This window comes from Neobacillus sp. K501 (genome assembly GCF_053749995.1).
In genome coordinates this window covers 23,438-35,913 of sequence record NZ_JBSLYA010000019.1, presented here as the reverse complement: position 1 = coordinate 35,913, position 12,476 = coordinate 23,438, and the positions used below count along the sequence as shown (strand labels likewise).

Below are 12,476 nucleotides of genomic sequence, written 5' to 3'. Positions count from 1 at the left end.
ATACAATTTTATAATCATGAACGATTACAAAAAAGACTAAACGGCCTTAGTCCCTTAGAATACAGGGCTAATGCCGCTTAGTGTGTTTTATTTATTTCCGCTGTCTACTTGACGGGGGGCACTTCAAAATGGATATCGGCTTTTCTTATGGACATTTGGTTTAGAGGAAGGATGCACGTTAGGTTGATGTTTCAAGTCGAGAAGGCATCTTTTAAATGAAAAGAGATTTACTTTTGTTAGGAAATTTTACCACCCCTTAAAAAGTCCCAACATTTTTGGCAAACTTTAATGACTACATATAAATGTCATAAATATTAATAATCTTGTAAAAAAGTGAATAAGGTAAAACAGTATATCCTTGAAGGGGGAGTCTAATTGAAACAGATTACAAAATGGATAAATCAGACGTTCAATCATTATACTAGAAAAAAATCGACTCTCGTTATGGGAGCTCAATACGAACCTCAAACATTTGGACAACCAGTTGAACGAAACCAAACTTCGTTCATAAGTACTAGAGATGTCGAAAAATACTTCCGTCCTTCCTGCCTCCCCATTAAAAATTCCCTTGTCAAGAACAGCCAATTTTTTGATCCCTTTTATGAAAAAAACTACAAAGAAGTTAAACTCCCTGCAACATTAACTCGAACTCCTGATGAAACTGTTTTAAACTACTTTAGTATTTTAAGAGAGGCAGAAAACCTCACTCAAAACCAACTGGGTGGTTGCGGAACTGTGGGGATGGCAAAGTTGCCCTATCCAGTTGCCTATAACTTTTTTACTAAAGACTATCACAAAAGGGTTTCCTATAATGAATATCTTCAATCGTTTTCTGGAATTGGACATCTAAATCTAATTAAGATGAACAGGCTACCAGATGAAAAAGGTATTGTTCCTTATTTCATTGAACTTGAAAGTATCGAAGGTTCATCAAAAGGAGTCACCTATTTTGCTTATTATTACGGATATGTCCAATTAAAAAAAGTTCAAGACCTGTATAAAATTGACCAGTTGAAATTGTACGGAGAGGACTTCCTATGCGCACCCTATCATCTCTGGCAGCATGATGCCGAAGCAGTCGTTGCTATCATGTATGGAGAATGGTGCAAATTAATAAAAAAACAGCTACCAACTAAACAAGATGGTTACATCAAAACCATTGATTTTATTGGTACGGATGGAGCCGATTATCGGTTTATCTTTTATCAATTAACAAATGATACAGATGTATTAATTTCTCAATATAAAAAGGTTTCTGAAGGAAAGTGGGATTCCATAAGAATTGATCCTACTAAATGTCTGAATAGCTAGGTGTGTTATTAATGAAATTTGAGCCTTTGCTCTGTAGCACAAAATATCGGCTTTCGTTAAATGAAAGATCTTTTTTCTATGTGTAATATTGTCCATTTAAATCATCGGAAATTGTCAGCTTGAAATGTCATTCCTTGAAAAGCAACTGAACCCAAACAAAAACAAACTCGCCATTAAATGAAGCAGCGAGTTTGTTTTCTATATCTAAGAATGATCATGGTGCATCCATGTTTTCGTATCTGTATTCGTTCCAGGTTTCAATATCCCTTAGGAACAGTTGCCCGTAGCCAAAGTTCAGGACTTCCATTGTCATGGTAGGGCGATTTATTTCTGTTTCCTTTCCGTCCATGAACTTCTTCTCGTTCGTAAACACAATCACTTTCTGTTTATCGTCCCATTTCCATTTTCCGATAAAGGCGTTATCCTTGGAAGGGTAGGTATCATTCCCGTATCCTTCGTATTTTCCGTCTTCATACAGAACAATCGAAGGCTTCGAGTCTTTAAAGCCCCATTTGCCTGCAAGTTCCTTGCCATCCTCTGAAATATTCTTGCGGACGGCGTCACGGTCAATTCCTGCAGATTTATCAAGGTTCTTCAAATCCTCCGTCGTAATTGTGCCATCACCCATTGGGACCGGAGTCATTTCGGATAGTTGAGCAAACGCTTCATTCCACAAGGCACTGGCATCTGCATAATATGTATCTGCTTTCTCCCATGTTTCATTGTCTTGCTCAGCAAGCCCCTTGCGGCTGTAACGCAATCCCTCATCATAGGCTTTAGCAGCTTCAAGATACATCGTATGTATGTCATTATACTCAGCCGGAGCCTTGATGGCTTTGTAGCTATTTACAACATCTTGAATCGTTTGGAGTTGATCCGCAATCTTTTTGTTTCGATCCTTTGAATCTTTTTCCGCACCAATTAACTGCATATCCCTGAAACCATCATTCAATTTCTGGTGAAGCTCCCCAATTTTCTTTGGGTATTCTTCCTTTGATACCTCAACAGCCTCAATTTTAGGCTCTTTATAGGCTTCTGCTTCCGTAGACTTGTCCACTGTGCCGCAGGCCGTCAAGCCAGCCGCAGCTAGTAAACTAAGTGCAAGCAACCGTAACCTCATATTTCCACCCCTTCAAATTAATCCCTTTATAATAGATAAATAGTTTTTAAACTTCAAATAGTAAAACCACAATCTGCTAAAATTAGGAATTAATACCCAAATAGATTTACGTTTTAGGGAAAGCCATCCTACGACGTCTGTGACCATCGGAACTAGAGGTTAAAGGAATAACATAGCTCCTTTTGCTGGTCAACAAGGCGGAGAGGTTAGCTGTAGAAGAGTTTTGGTATTAAATGAAGAATAGATAAAATAGGGGATGTTTCTTTTTTAATGTGAGATTGCTTTTTTAAAAAGACTCCTGAATTTTTCCTTGTCTTCTGATGTAAATGGTTTTGGGCCTTTTGTACGCTTTCCGCTTTTTCGAGCCATTGCACTCAAATAACGCGTTTGTAATAATTCGTCAATGTTTTCATTTGTATAGCTATAGCCCTTATGATGAAGAACCTTACACCCTTTTGCTAAACCTAGCGATGCAAGACCATAATCTTGCGTAACGATTATATCTCCTTTTTCTGCTAACTTCATAATTCGATAATCCGCGGCATCGGCTCCAGAATCAACATAAATGGTTTCTACTCCTGAAGGTTGTTCCGTAATAGAAAAATGAGAAAAGCTAGTGACAAGGATAACAGGAATCTCAGCATTCGTACCTTCAGAGATAATAATATCCTTTACCGGACAAGCATCTGCATCAACATATATTTTCATCATTATTTCTCCCGTAATAAGTTTGAGTTGATGATAATGGCAGTTATAGTTTTTGTCAAATCCTAATGTCTACTGTCAAAAGATTTTAGGTTCAGTTTGATAAGCACTTAGGAACAAATTTTTACTGATAAAATTTGATGAAATGGAAAAAATAGTGCATAAGAAAGGTGGGAAAGAGAATGTTTATGAAAAAGTGGTTAATAGGATTGGTTATGTTTCAGATAATTTTGTTTGTAACAACTCTAGGGGCACACGGCGCATTTGCCGAAACCAGTGTCGTAACAAAACCAATGGAGACGGCGAAAATTGATGTCGAGTTGAACGATGATAACTTTAATCCGAAAGTTATCACTTTAGCGAACGGAAAAACGACAACGTTGACATTGAAAAACAAAGGTGTAAAAGAACATACTTTTACTGTGGAAAAGCTCGGCATTGACGCCGAAGTCCAGCCTGGAAAGGAAAAGACCATTACCGTGACACCGAAAAATCCAGGTACATATGAACTGATATGTAAATACCATTACAAGGAAGGAATGGTTGGAAGGGTAATAGTCAAATAAAAAGTGGAAAATACTTGCGGATGGCGCGAAATACTTGCGGATAGCGCGAAAATACTTGCGGATGGCGCAAAATACTTGCGGATAGCGCGAAAATACTTGCGGATGGCGCGAAATACTTGCGGATAGCGGAAAATGCTTGCGAATAGCTACAAAAAAACATTTTCAGTCCCTCAAAAAAACCACCACCAACAAGGAGGGTCAATTGGGGCTGCTAAATAAATACAGAAATAGCCTAGTTCACATGGAACCAGGCTATTTTTAAATTCAATGATAGGAACGAAATCGATTCCATTTTTTGATAATCTTTTTTTTCCAGAGAGGATAAAGTACAATAATGCTATTGATAGAATATGAATGAGAGGAATATATCATGGTATTTTTAGAAAAATTGAAGCAGCATTTGATTAGTGATGATATCTTAATTCAAGAAACCGTCTTGCACGCGTTGCATGATTATCCAATGGTCCCGGTAGAATGGACCAATGAACTATTAAATGAAGCATTTAAAAACACAGAAAAGCAATCATCAATCTTAATTTATGTAGAAAATCAAACGATCAATGAAGAGGGCATTAGTATTCTATTGGAAAACATTCCTTTCATGGATGCATCTAACCGACATTTGGCTTTAAAACTAGTTAATGGAATTGAGCCCGAACTAGCCTTGAAATACAAGGAACAGCTTCATTCCTATATTCCAGCGGATAGTTGGAAATTATATGATCTTTTATCACATGGGACGGAGGAAGATGTTTACACGGAATATGGAAAACTTCTAAATGAGCTAGATCGTGCCCCTTCATACCAGCATGACAGCTACATAAAGGCAAAACAATTGGCCGCATGTTTGGTAAAAAAAGGTTGGGTGAATGAGGATGAAGTCCACATTGTCCTTCAAGAGGAATTAAAAGAAAAATGGTTCTCATTTAATGGAATCTTGGCCGTCTATATGATTGGCTTATTAAAAATGGAACAATACATACCGTTACTGGCCAGTTTATTGGATCGTGATGATGACGTTTTGTTAGAGGAAGTTTCCGTTTCCCTCATTGGATTCCAGTCCGATAAGGTGGTAAAGGAAGTAGCACCATATCTGCGCCAAAACGATTCCATCATTTATGCTGCCTCGGTGATTGAAAACATTAAATCAGACTATGCCGTCCAAGCTTTAAGAGAGGCCTATCGTGCGACGAAAAAACTGGATGAACAAGATATGCTGGCGGAAGCCCTTTGCCATCAATTTTCTGAAGAAGGACTCCCGGAAATAACCGAACATATGAAACTGGAATATTCATCTGGCCTTGTCGATGTGGAACATACCGTGTATAGCTACTTTTCCATATTGGGCTTAGATCATCCTGAGCTGGAGTTGTGGAGAAAAGCAGCACTACAACGTGAGACGGACTTTAGAAGTGAAAGCGGACAGGGTGTTCCAGTTCGTAACGAAAATAAAGTCGGTCGAAATGATCCATGCCCTTGCGGAAGTGGTAAGAAATATAAGAAATGCTGCGGGAAATAATTAAATATGCGTCCTACAGATTAGTCAGATATGAACCATTCCCTTTTGATTAGTTTGACAAAAAAAGAACCCTAGTAGCAACTTAACTAGGGTTCTTAGTATATATAGCATTCCATTTACATTTTTTTATGATTCCTTCTTAAAGGTTCAACAAATATTGATTGATACATATAGTTAAGCCTGTTTGGAAATATATTTGCATACAAACAATTGAATGTGGACTTATTTTTTTTAAACAATAAAATTTATAACTATCCCATTTGAATGACTCTGTTTAGTTGAATAAAAAGACAAAGCTGCTTATATGTATAATATGTTGATAAATCTGGGGAGTGGGATGTATGGGGATAAGAAAAGCGAATGTTGAGGATTGGAAGCAAATCTCTTTGTTATTAAACCAGTTGGACTATTCAGGTACGGAACCTTTATAAAAGAAAAAGTAGAAATACTTCTGATGGACCCGAATGAGGAATTATTAGTGTTTGAAGAAGAAAAAAGTGTTATTGCTCTGATTTCGATTCATTTTATACCTCAATTAGCTGTAAAAGGGGATTTTGCGAGGATCAGTTATTTTGCAGTGGATAAAAACATTAGAAGTAAGGGGATTGGAAGTAAGATTGAAGAATATTGTACTAATTTAGCGATAAAAAGAAATTGCGATAGAATCGAAGTGCATTGCCATTCAAAGAGAAAAGATGCACATAGGTTTTATAAGCGACAGGGTTTTACTGAATCTCCAAAATACTTTATTAAAATGTTACCTCATTCTGACTAAAATCCATGCAAGTACTGAGGGGAATCAGATTGAAAATATATCAACCACCAGATAAGTTTTTAGGAAGTTCGATTGTTGACATTCCCTACTATTCTGCGTTACTATATACTTGTATTTAGTAATACAAATTACCTGTAATACAGAGTACCGAGAAATGAAAAGTGGATTTCAATTGGAGGAAAATAGTTGGAAAATATCACAGAAATGCTGAAAGGGGTACTTGAGGGTTGTGTGCTTGAAATCATTAGCCGAGGCGAAACTTATGGTTATGAAATCACGCAACAGCTGCGAGCACTAGGCTTTAAAGACATTGTGGAGGGAACAGTTTACACCATCACGATGCGGCTCGAAAAAAATAAACTCGTGGATATTGAGAAGAAGTCATCCACGATGGGTCCCCCGCGCAAATTTTATCGATTAAATGAGGCAGGTCAACAAGAGTTGGAAAATTTTTGGGTTAAATGGAACTTTGTCTCAAGCAAACTAAATGATTTGAAGGCAAAATAAGGTGGAAAACCGTAAAGAATCCTACAGAGACATCATAAACTCAAGTTGTGATTAAAGAATACAGCTTAATATTTTAAGGGAGGAGACTACAATGAATTTTTGGGAAAAAATTACCGGCAGCGATATGACGAAAGAAATGAAAGGGTTTGAAGCACGAGCAAAAGTCTTGCCAGTTGAATATCAAACTGCTTGGAAAAATATTATGAGTAATCTCTGGATTCACGGAGATTTCACCGGTCGTAATTTGATGCCGATTCTAGACAGTGCTCTTGAACTGCTTGAAGTGACATCAGCAGACGGTCAAAGTATCGAAGAAGTTCTAGGAGATGATATCAAAGGTTTTTGCGCAGCACTAGTTGGTGATGAAGGCGCAAAAACGTTTCGAGACAAATGGCGTGACCAACTCAACAAGAATGTCGCAAGAAAGTTAGGAGGACTGAAATGAGTATCAAAAAAATCATCGAAGGCAAAAAAGAATGGAGAGCCCATGTTTCCCGTATCAAAGCGCTTCCAAAGGACTACCAAATTGTTTATAAAGAGATCCAAAAATATCTTTTTAAAGTCGGTCCTGTTGAACTGAATGAAGGTACCGGATTGCTTTCGGACATTGTCAGCTTCTTTGAAGAGGGTGTAGCTGCTGGGAAAGGTGTGCTTGAAGTCACTGGAACAAATGTTGCCGCTTTCTGCGATGCGCTGATTGAAGATTCCAAAACTTACGCCGATCTCTATCAAGAATCAGTCAATCAAAAAGGCAATAAGGATATAAAATAATAGAAGGAACGAAGTACTTAGGCAAAACTGTATTGAACTTTTGCCTAAGTACCGCACTAACCTCCGAAACTCGAAAGTATTGTTCTTAGCCAATTATTTTTTAGTTAGAAAAAGCTTACTAAATTAATGACTAAATTGAGATTAAGAGACTTGTAGAATGGAGGGATGTTTATGGCTTTTGTTTCAATTTATACTGTCGGCAGGCTAAACCACCCCTATGACCACCCGACATCTCGTAATTTTTACGAAATGGGATATAAAGTAATGCGTCAGGCATCCGTTTCAGGAAATCTACTAGAGGAGTTTTCATCAGAAGGAGTGTCCTTCCCTGAAGAAGTTAAAGGGAAAGGGTATCCTGTCCTTACATTAACGGTATGGAAAAGCCTTCAAGCCTTACATCGATTTACCTATTCAGGAAAACATAGCCAAGCATTGCGGAATAGAAGCAAATGGATGCAGCCGTATGAAGAGAACCATCTTTCATATGTTGTATGGTGGACAGAGAAAGTGAAGGATGTTTCATGGGAAGAGGCATTCAAGAGATACAACTATTATATTCACCATGGACCCACTCCTTATGCGTTTGACTTAAAACATGCATTTGATGAAAAAGGAGACAGGTGTAATCTATAAGAGGAAGAAGTGGTCGCTACTGCCTTTTTTTTATATGTCTCTGTTATTACTAAATGTTGATTTTACTGTGTTTGAAAAATAAACGTAAAAATTTCCTCTAAATCGGGAAAGACCCGTATTTCCTTCATAATAAGGGGAGTTTTTCTGCCTAAATGCTCAAAATCCTTGGATTTTTGCTTATTTAGCCAAGATAAGCGAATAATCTACGCTTATCTTGGCTACTTAGGCTACTTTTATATGCATTAACGGAAAATTGTTCTCTTATGAATTCTCAAACTATTACGAAAATATAGAGGAGGAAAATAGATGGATTCTATGGTTATCATGGCAGCAGGATTACCGATTATCATATTTATCATCGTCGTAATTAGTTTTTATAAATTGTTTGTAAAGAAAAAAAGTGTGACTCCTTTTTATACTCCTTTTGATGAAATAACGGGACAATCACAGGTAGAATTTCACCTAGAACAAGAAATCCTTGCAGTAGATGAAGATCAGGGAGACGATATTAAAAAGAAACATAAAAAATTCTAAAGTGAACTGATATTAAACTGTGCCTTTTATTAAAGTCATTTATTTAAGAAAACATCACTATTAATACTATAATGATAGTACTCCTTCAACAGGAGGTGGTATTTTTTAAAATGTTATCTCAAGTTTGAACCACCCCGCAATATCTGTACTTCAAAGTACTCCTGATTCAAATAATATGGTTACTACGACAACAATTATTTATTAAACAGAGCATAATAGCGGAAGAAGAACAAGAAATGATACATATGGACTTGTTCTTCTCTATTTTTGTATGTGTTCATTTTTCCAAATAATCTACTAAGAAGGTTTTACAGGCACACAGATTTCACAATAATGGTTATGATTCATATCACCAATGTATCTTTCAAAAATGGGTTTGTTATCAATTTGATATCCACTGTTTTGTATAGAAGGAAAAATAGCAGCATAGGCATTTTGAATATCTTCTGGTGTATGCTTTACTTCATAAATAATGTATCTTCCACCAGGAAGTTCGCTTTCCGTGATGGATTTATCTATTTGAAAATCTTTAGGAATCACAATACAGGCATCAAATCTACAATTTTTAGGAAGAGTTGTTTCGGGGTTATCTTGTTGTACGGCTAGTAGAATAGTAGTTGAATTTAGCAGATGTCTATCGTTAGCCCATTGTTTTAACTTCTCCCATACTTCCAAATTTCCAGAACCATATGGACCAACTTTACGTACATAAGCGACACGATAATTTGGTAGTGTTTCAACTCTAAATTTCATCATTTTTTTGTCCCTCCTTGGAATTGTTGATACTGCTTGAATGTAACATGCATTAAAATGATATTCATCACCAAATTAAAACTTTTTTAGACTTTTTGTTTTTAAGCGAGGATAGAGTAATTGTCTCGTCTTGTAGATACAGTGGAGAAGGAATAATGAAACCGAGAGATGAATATGAACAAACAGGAATTCGAAAAGAAAGGGTGAGGAAGGGATGTATGATGACAGAAGAGAGATTTCGCTCTTAGGAATAGTCAAAGTTGTTAGTTTAAGTAAGGAGCATACGTTTAGTAAAGAAAATCAAGAGATGATTAAATTAGTGAAGGGATTAGGGGTCGAAGGCGATGCACACTTTGGATCAACGGTAAAACACCGCTCAAGGGTGGCACAGGACCCATACCAACCGAATCTTAGACAAATTCATTTAATCCAGAATGAGTTATTCGAAGAGCTATCTGACCGCTTTGATATTCAACCAGGACAATTGGGTGAGAATATTACAACGGTAGGAATTAATCTTCTTGGTTTACCGACCGACACGATATTGTCTATAGGTGAGTCGGCTATTGTTAAAATAACTGGCTTACGAAATCCTTGTGCTCAGATTGACCATTTTAAACCCGGTCTTCTAAAGGCTGTTTTAGATAAGGATTCAGATGGAAATTTAATATGAAAAGCAGGAATAATGGGAGTTATATTGCAGGGAGGAGAAGTGAAACCGAGAGATAATATCCGAGTTGAATTACCCCAAAGACCATTTAAAAGGCTTGAACGGGTTTAAATTAGCGGAAGTAAGGATTCATATATGAAATTATCCCTTAAAATAGAGTGTACCAGTAGAGAGGAAAAATACTGTTACTATGGAAGCTTTTCTTATTTTTTAAAAAGTTTACAAAAGAAAACCCCATAATTTCTATTCCCTCGTTTATACAAAGGAGGAATTAAGTTGAGCGAACTTAAATTGATTAATACTTACAAAAACGAGCTTCAAAATTACTCTTTGGAGCAGCTAAGGTATAAATTTGAAGAAACGGTTTGGTCTATTGGCCAAATGTATGATCACTTAATTCTTGTTGCTCATGAGTATCTAGATAATATGGAAATATGTGCCACCTTAAATCGTGAACAACCACTTGGGAAAACGGAGTTTGGTGATCTCTTATATAAGATCGGAGGGTTTCCAGCAATTAAAATTAAATTACCTGATGAACTAAATACTCCACCCAATAATTCAGACCGCAGGGACGTTCTTATTAGCAGAATGGAACAGGTAATTCTAAGGTTGAGCGAATGGGAATCGAAAGTAGATAATATAAACCCAAGTTATAAAGTTGAGCATGGCGGTTTTGGCTGGCTGAATGCAAGGGAATGGTATGATTTAGTTGGTATGCATTTTCGTCATCACTTGCGCCAAAAGGTTGAGTTAGAACAAATGCTTGTTAAGTGACGGGTAGCAATTGTTTAAAAAGTCTGCGAGCTGCTAGCTGAAAGTTTATTAGAAGAAGATGATTATTGTTAACTTTCATAGTTGAGTCATATTCTTCAAATACTCTATCTTATTATATTAATCGATATTATCTTAAGGATAGATAACAATATATAATTCAGAGGGCAACTCCTAAGGAGGTATTTGTAGTGAGCCGAAACAATTTTATAATAGTTCAGTATAGTCCTATATATGCTCAACAGTCAGTTGAAATGTGGCGCAATAGTAAGGAACGCGCTATTGGTTTGAAAGAAATTCATAGCTTTGAAAGTCATATCCATTTTTTAAATCATGTATTACCTGTACATTATCGAATAGATTTAGCGTTGATTGAAGACAATGTAGTTGGACTGATTGCCTATAACGAAAGGGAGATAAGCCAACTTTATGTTCATATTGATTATCAAGGAATGGGTATAGGTCAAACTTTACTAGATAGGGTAAAAGATCAATCAAGTGGGAGATTAACTTTATTTACATTTGAAGTAAATGAAAACGCACAACGGTTTTATGAAAAGAATGGATTTTATATAGTTGGAAGAGGACACGAAAATGAAGAAAATTTATCCGATATTCAATATGAATGGATTTCAAAATAACAAAGATAAAAATACGGCTTGGGATTGGACAGATTTTGAAATGGGAAGAAATTGATGGATATATTCCGAAATTATTCGTACCTGCAGATATTCAAATTATTTGTGAATCATGTTTCTGTCGTTCTTATGGAGTTGTGAGGAAGGTATCGAGGAAATTCATGAAGGAAAAGGCTTGAGGGTAGTGAAATAAGCACATCCCTTAAGACTTTTTTTTTGCATTATTTGGTAATGAGAATATCTATGAAAATGGTTTTTAGTTATGATATTTATCATAAAGACAGGCTGAGGGGATGAATACCTTTGTTAGAAACAGAAAAGAGTTGGTATGAAATTTGACCGTAGCATGATCAGATTCGGTGCTGAACAAGTGATTTATTTAATAAATTCATCAAATTAAAAGTAAGTAGATCTTATTGAATGCAAACGGGAAGGTTAGTTTAAGTGTATTTCTTCACAAAGTTTACAACTCCTTGCCTCAATAAGGAGCATCGACTAGGTTGTTAATAGTTACTTCTTTATATTCACCGCAAAATAGGATTCCAAATGATTTAATCGCTCTTGAAAAAGTGGGCAATTAATTCTATAAAATTTTAAAAAATTACTTCACGTACTGTAGGGGGGTATAGTATAATGGGGGTATAAGATAAATTAATGAAAACAAAATCTCTATTGTACTTTGAACGAATCCACGAGGGAGATAATGGGATTTTAAATTAGTTTATCTTACCAATGGAATAGTTATTGAAATAATAAAAAGGAGTGTTATAAATGGAAAAATTAACATTAAAGGTTAACGGAATGTCATGTGGTCATTGTGTGAATTCTATTGAAGGAAGTGTGGGGAATTTAGAAGGTGTAGAATTTGTAAAAGTGCATTTAAACGCTGGCAATGTAGATGTGGCGTTCAATCCGTCAGTAGTAACGTTAGATAAAATTAAAGATACGATTGATGACCAAGGATATAATGTTGTTTAGGATAAACTGGAAACGTGCTTACAACAGCACGTTATCTTTAACAAAAATATATACCCCCTACCCGTATAAAAGGGGTGATTTTTGATGAGTAATGAAATTAAAGAAAGCCATTTTCAATTAACAGGAATGACCTGTGCTTCCTGTGCAATACGAATTGAAAAAGGACTAAAAAAGATGGAAGGTGTACAAGAAGCGAATGTTAATTTAGCACTTGAAATGCAT

At 36.1% G+C, this 12,476-nt stretch carries 17 protein-coding genes and 1 pseudogene; 15 read left to right on the top strand and 3 right to left on the bottom strand.

From position 1 onward, the window contains the following. Entirely contained in the window at window positions 1-81 is an 81-nt protein-coding gene (locus ACWM35_RS24500) for an IS3 family transposase (protein ID WP_454820779.1), read from the top strand. A 294-nt stretch (window positions 82-375) separates the two neighbouring features. Beyond that, window positions 376-1,311, top strand: a complete 936-nt coding sequence (locus ACWM35_RS24495) for a hypothetical protein (RefSeq protein ID WP_454821510.1) — start codon at window positions 376-378, stop codon at window positions 1,309-1,311. A 214-nt stretch (window positions 1,312-1,525) separates the two neighbouring features. On the opposite strand, the gene ACWM35_RS24490 is transcribed toward ACWM35_RS24495, so the two are convergent. Then, entirely contained in the window at window positions 1,526-2,431 is a 906-nt protein-coding gene (locus ACWM35_RS24490; RefSeq protein WP_454821509.1) for a DUF3994 domain-containing protein, read from the bottom strand. Between the two features lie 267 nt (window positions 2,432-2,698). Further along, window positions 2,699-3,139 carry a YaiI/YqxD family protein gene (locus tag ACWM35_RS24485; RefSeq protein ID WP_454821508.1) on the bottom strand — a complete coding sequence of 147 codons (441 nt, stop codon included), beginning with the start codon at window positions 3,137-3,139 and terminating at the stop codon, window positions 2,699-2,701. 179 nt (window positions 3,140-3,318) lie between these two features. Here ACWM35_RS24485 and ACWM35_RS24480 point away from each other — a divergent pair, with 179 nt between their 5' ends. The 8 genes from ACWM35_RS24480 (at window position 3,319) to ACWM35_RS24445 (ending at window position 8,441) form a co-directional block, all read left to right on the top strand. After that, complete coding sequence (locus ACWM35_RS24480) at window positions 3,319-3,702, top strand: cupredoxin domain-containing protein (RefSeq protein WP_454821507.1); 384 nt, start codon at window positions 3,319-3,321, stop codon at window positions 3,700-3,702. 370 nt (window positions 3,703-4,072) lie between these two features. Beyond that, window positions 4,073-5,221 (top strand): YecA family protein, encoded by a 1,149-nt coding sequence (locus tag ACWM35_RS24475; RefSeq protein ID WP_454821506.1) that lies wholly within the window; start codon window positions 4,073-4,075, stop codon window positions 5,219-5,221. Window positions 5,222-5,675: 454 nt separating this feature from the next. After that, window positions 5,676-5,996 carry a GNAT family N-acetyltransferase gene (locus ACWM35_RS24470; protein ID WP_454821505.1) on the top strand — a complete coding sequence of 107 codons (321 nt, stop codon included), beginning with the start codon at window positions 5,676-5,678 and terminating at the stop codon, window positions 5,994-5,996. 186 nt (window positions 5,997-6,182) lie between these two features. Beyond that, window positions 6,183-6,503 carry a PadR family transcriptional regulator gene (locus tag ACWM35_RS24465; RefSeq protein WP_454821504.1) on the top strand — a complete coding sequence of 107 codons (321 nt, stop codon included), beginning with the start codon at window positions 6,183-6,185 and terminating at the stop codon, window positions 6,501-6,503. 91 nt (window positions 6,504-6,594) lie between these two features. After that, window positions 6,595-6,948 (top strand): DUF1048 domain-containing protein, encoded by a 354-nt coding sequence (locus tag ACWM35_RS24460; protein WP_454821503.1) that lies wholly within the window; start codon window positions 6,595-6,597, stop codon window positions 6,946-6,948. Then, window positions 6,945-7,274 (top strand): DUF1048 domain-containing protein, encoded by a 330-nt coding sequence (locus tag ACWM35_RS24455; RefSeq protein WP_454821502.1) that lies wholly within the window; start codon window positions 6,945-6,947, stop codon window positions 7,272-7,274. Before ACWM35_RS24460 ends, ACWM35_RS24455 begins: the two co-directional genes overlap by 4 nt. 171 nt (window positions 7,275-7,445) lie before the next feature. Beyond that, window positions 7,446-7,907 (top strand): DUF3291 domain-containing protein, encoded by a 462-nt coding sequence (locus ACWM35_RS24450; protein ID WP_454821501.1) that lies wholly within the window; start codon window positions 7,446-7,448, stop codon window positions 7,905-7,907. A 306-nt stretch (window positions 7,908-8,213) separates the two neighbouring features. Continuing rightward, a complete protein-coding gene (locus ACWM35_RS24445; protein ID WP_454821500.1) occupies window positions 8,214-8,441 on the top strand; it encodes a DUF3951 domain-containing protein in 228 nt (75 codons plus the stop codon). Window positions 8,442-8,738: 297 nt separating this feature from the next. Here the strand turns inward: ACWM35_RS24445 and ACWM35_RS24440 are convergent, their stop codons facing one another. Then, on the bottom strand, window positions 8,739-9,194 hold the full coding sequence (locus tag ACWM35_RS24440; protein WP_454821511.1) for an AraC family transcriptional regulator: 456 nt from the start codon (window positions 9,192-9,194) through the stop codon (window positions 8,739-8,741). A 214-nt stretch (window positions 9,195-9,408) separates the two neighbouring features. Between ACWM35_RS24440 and ACWM35_RS24435 the strand changes: the two genes are divergently transcribed. From ACWM35_RS24435 to ACWM35_RS24415, 5 genes and pseudogenes are all read left to right on the top strand, one after another. Beyond that, entirely contained in the window at window positions 9,409-9,867 is a 459-nt protein-coding gene (locus ACWM35_RS24435; RefSeq protein WP_454821499.1) for an MOSC domain-containing protein, read from the top strand. Between the two features lie 273 nt (window positions 9,868-10,140). Continuing rightward, window positions 10,141-10,641, top strand: a complete 501-nt coding sequence (locus ACWM35_RS24430; RefSeq protein WP_454821498.1) for a DinB family protein — start codon at window positions 10,141-10,143, stop codon at window positions 10,639-10,641. 188 nt (window positions 10,642-10,829) lie between these two features. Continuing rightward, complete coding sequence (locus ACWM35_RS24425; protein WP_454821497.1) at window positions 10,830-11,279, top strand: GNAT family N-acetyltransferase; 450 nt, start codon at window positions 10,830-10,832, stop codon at window positions 11,277-11,279. A gap of 768 nt (window positions 11,280-12,047) precedes the next feature. Further along, a complete protein-coding gene (copZ, locus tag ACWM35_RS24420) occupies window positions 12,048-12,254 on the top strand; it encodes a copper chaperone CopZ (RefSeq protein ID WP_454821496.1) in 207 nt (68 codons plus the stop codon). An 84-nt stretch (window positions 12,255-12,338) separates the two neighbouring features. After that, a pseudogene (locus ACWM35_RS24415) lies at window positions 12,339-12,470 on the top strand (cation transporter); the annotation flags it as partial. Window positions 12,471-12,476 lie beyond the last annotated feature (6 nt).

What these genes read in the sequence shown, in the direction of transcription:
- ACWM35_RS24490 (WP_454821509.1), bottom strand. Translation starts at nt 2,431, where the DNA reads ATGAGGTTACGGTTGCTTGCACTTAGTTTACTAGCTGCGGCTGGCTTG.
- ACWM35_RS24485 (WP_454821508.1), bottom strand. Translation starts at nt 3,139, where the DNA reads ATGAAAATATATGTTGATGCAGATGCTTGTCCGGTAAAGGATATTATT.
- ACWM35_RS24480 (WP_454821507.1), top strand. Translation starts at nt 3,319, where the DNA reads ATGTTTATGAAAAAGTGGTTAATAGGATTGGTTATGTTTCAGATAATT.
- ACWM35_RS24475 (WP_454821506.1), top strand. Translation starts at nt 4,073, where the DNA reads ATGGTATTTTTAGAAAAATTGAAGCAGCATTTGATTAGTGATGATATC.
- ACWM35_RS24470 (WP_454821505.1), top strand. Translation starts at nt 5,676, where the DNA reads ATGGACCCGAATGAGGAATTATTAGTGTTTGAAGAAGAAAAAAGTGTT.
- ACWM35_RS24460 (WP_454821503.1), top strand. Translation starts at nt 6,595, where the DNA reads ATGAATTTTTGGGAAAAAATTACCGGCAGCGATATGACGAAAGAAATG.
- ACWM35_RS24455 (WP_454821502.1), top strand. Translation starts at nt 6,945, where the DNA reads ATGAGTATCAAAAAAATCATCGAAGGCAAAAAAGAATGGAGAGCCCAT.
- ACWM35_RS24450 (WP_454821501.1), top strand. Translation starts at nt 7,446, where the DNA reads ATGGCTTTTGTTTCAATTTATACTGTCGGCAGGCTAAACCACCCCTAT.
- ACWM35_RS24445 (WP_454821500.1), top strand. Translation starts at nt 8,214, where the DNA reads ATGGATTCTATGGTTATCATGGCAGCAGGATTACCGATTATCATATTT.
- ACWM35_RS24440 (WP_454821511.1), bottom strand. Translation starts at nt 9,194, where the DNA reads ATGAAATTTAGAGTTGAAACACTACCAAATTATCGTGTCGCTTATGTA.
- ACWM35_RS24435 (WP_454821499.1), top strand. Translation starts at nt 9,409, where the DNA reads ATGTATGATGACAGAAGAGAGATTTCGCTCTTAGGAATAGTCAAAGTT.
- copZ (WP_454821496.1), top strand. Translation starts at nt 12,048, where the DNA reads ATGGAAAAATTAACATTAAAGGTTAACGGAATGTCATGTGGTCATTGT.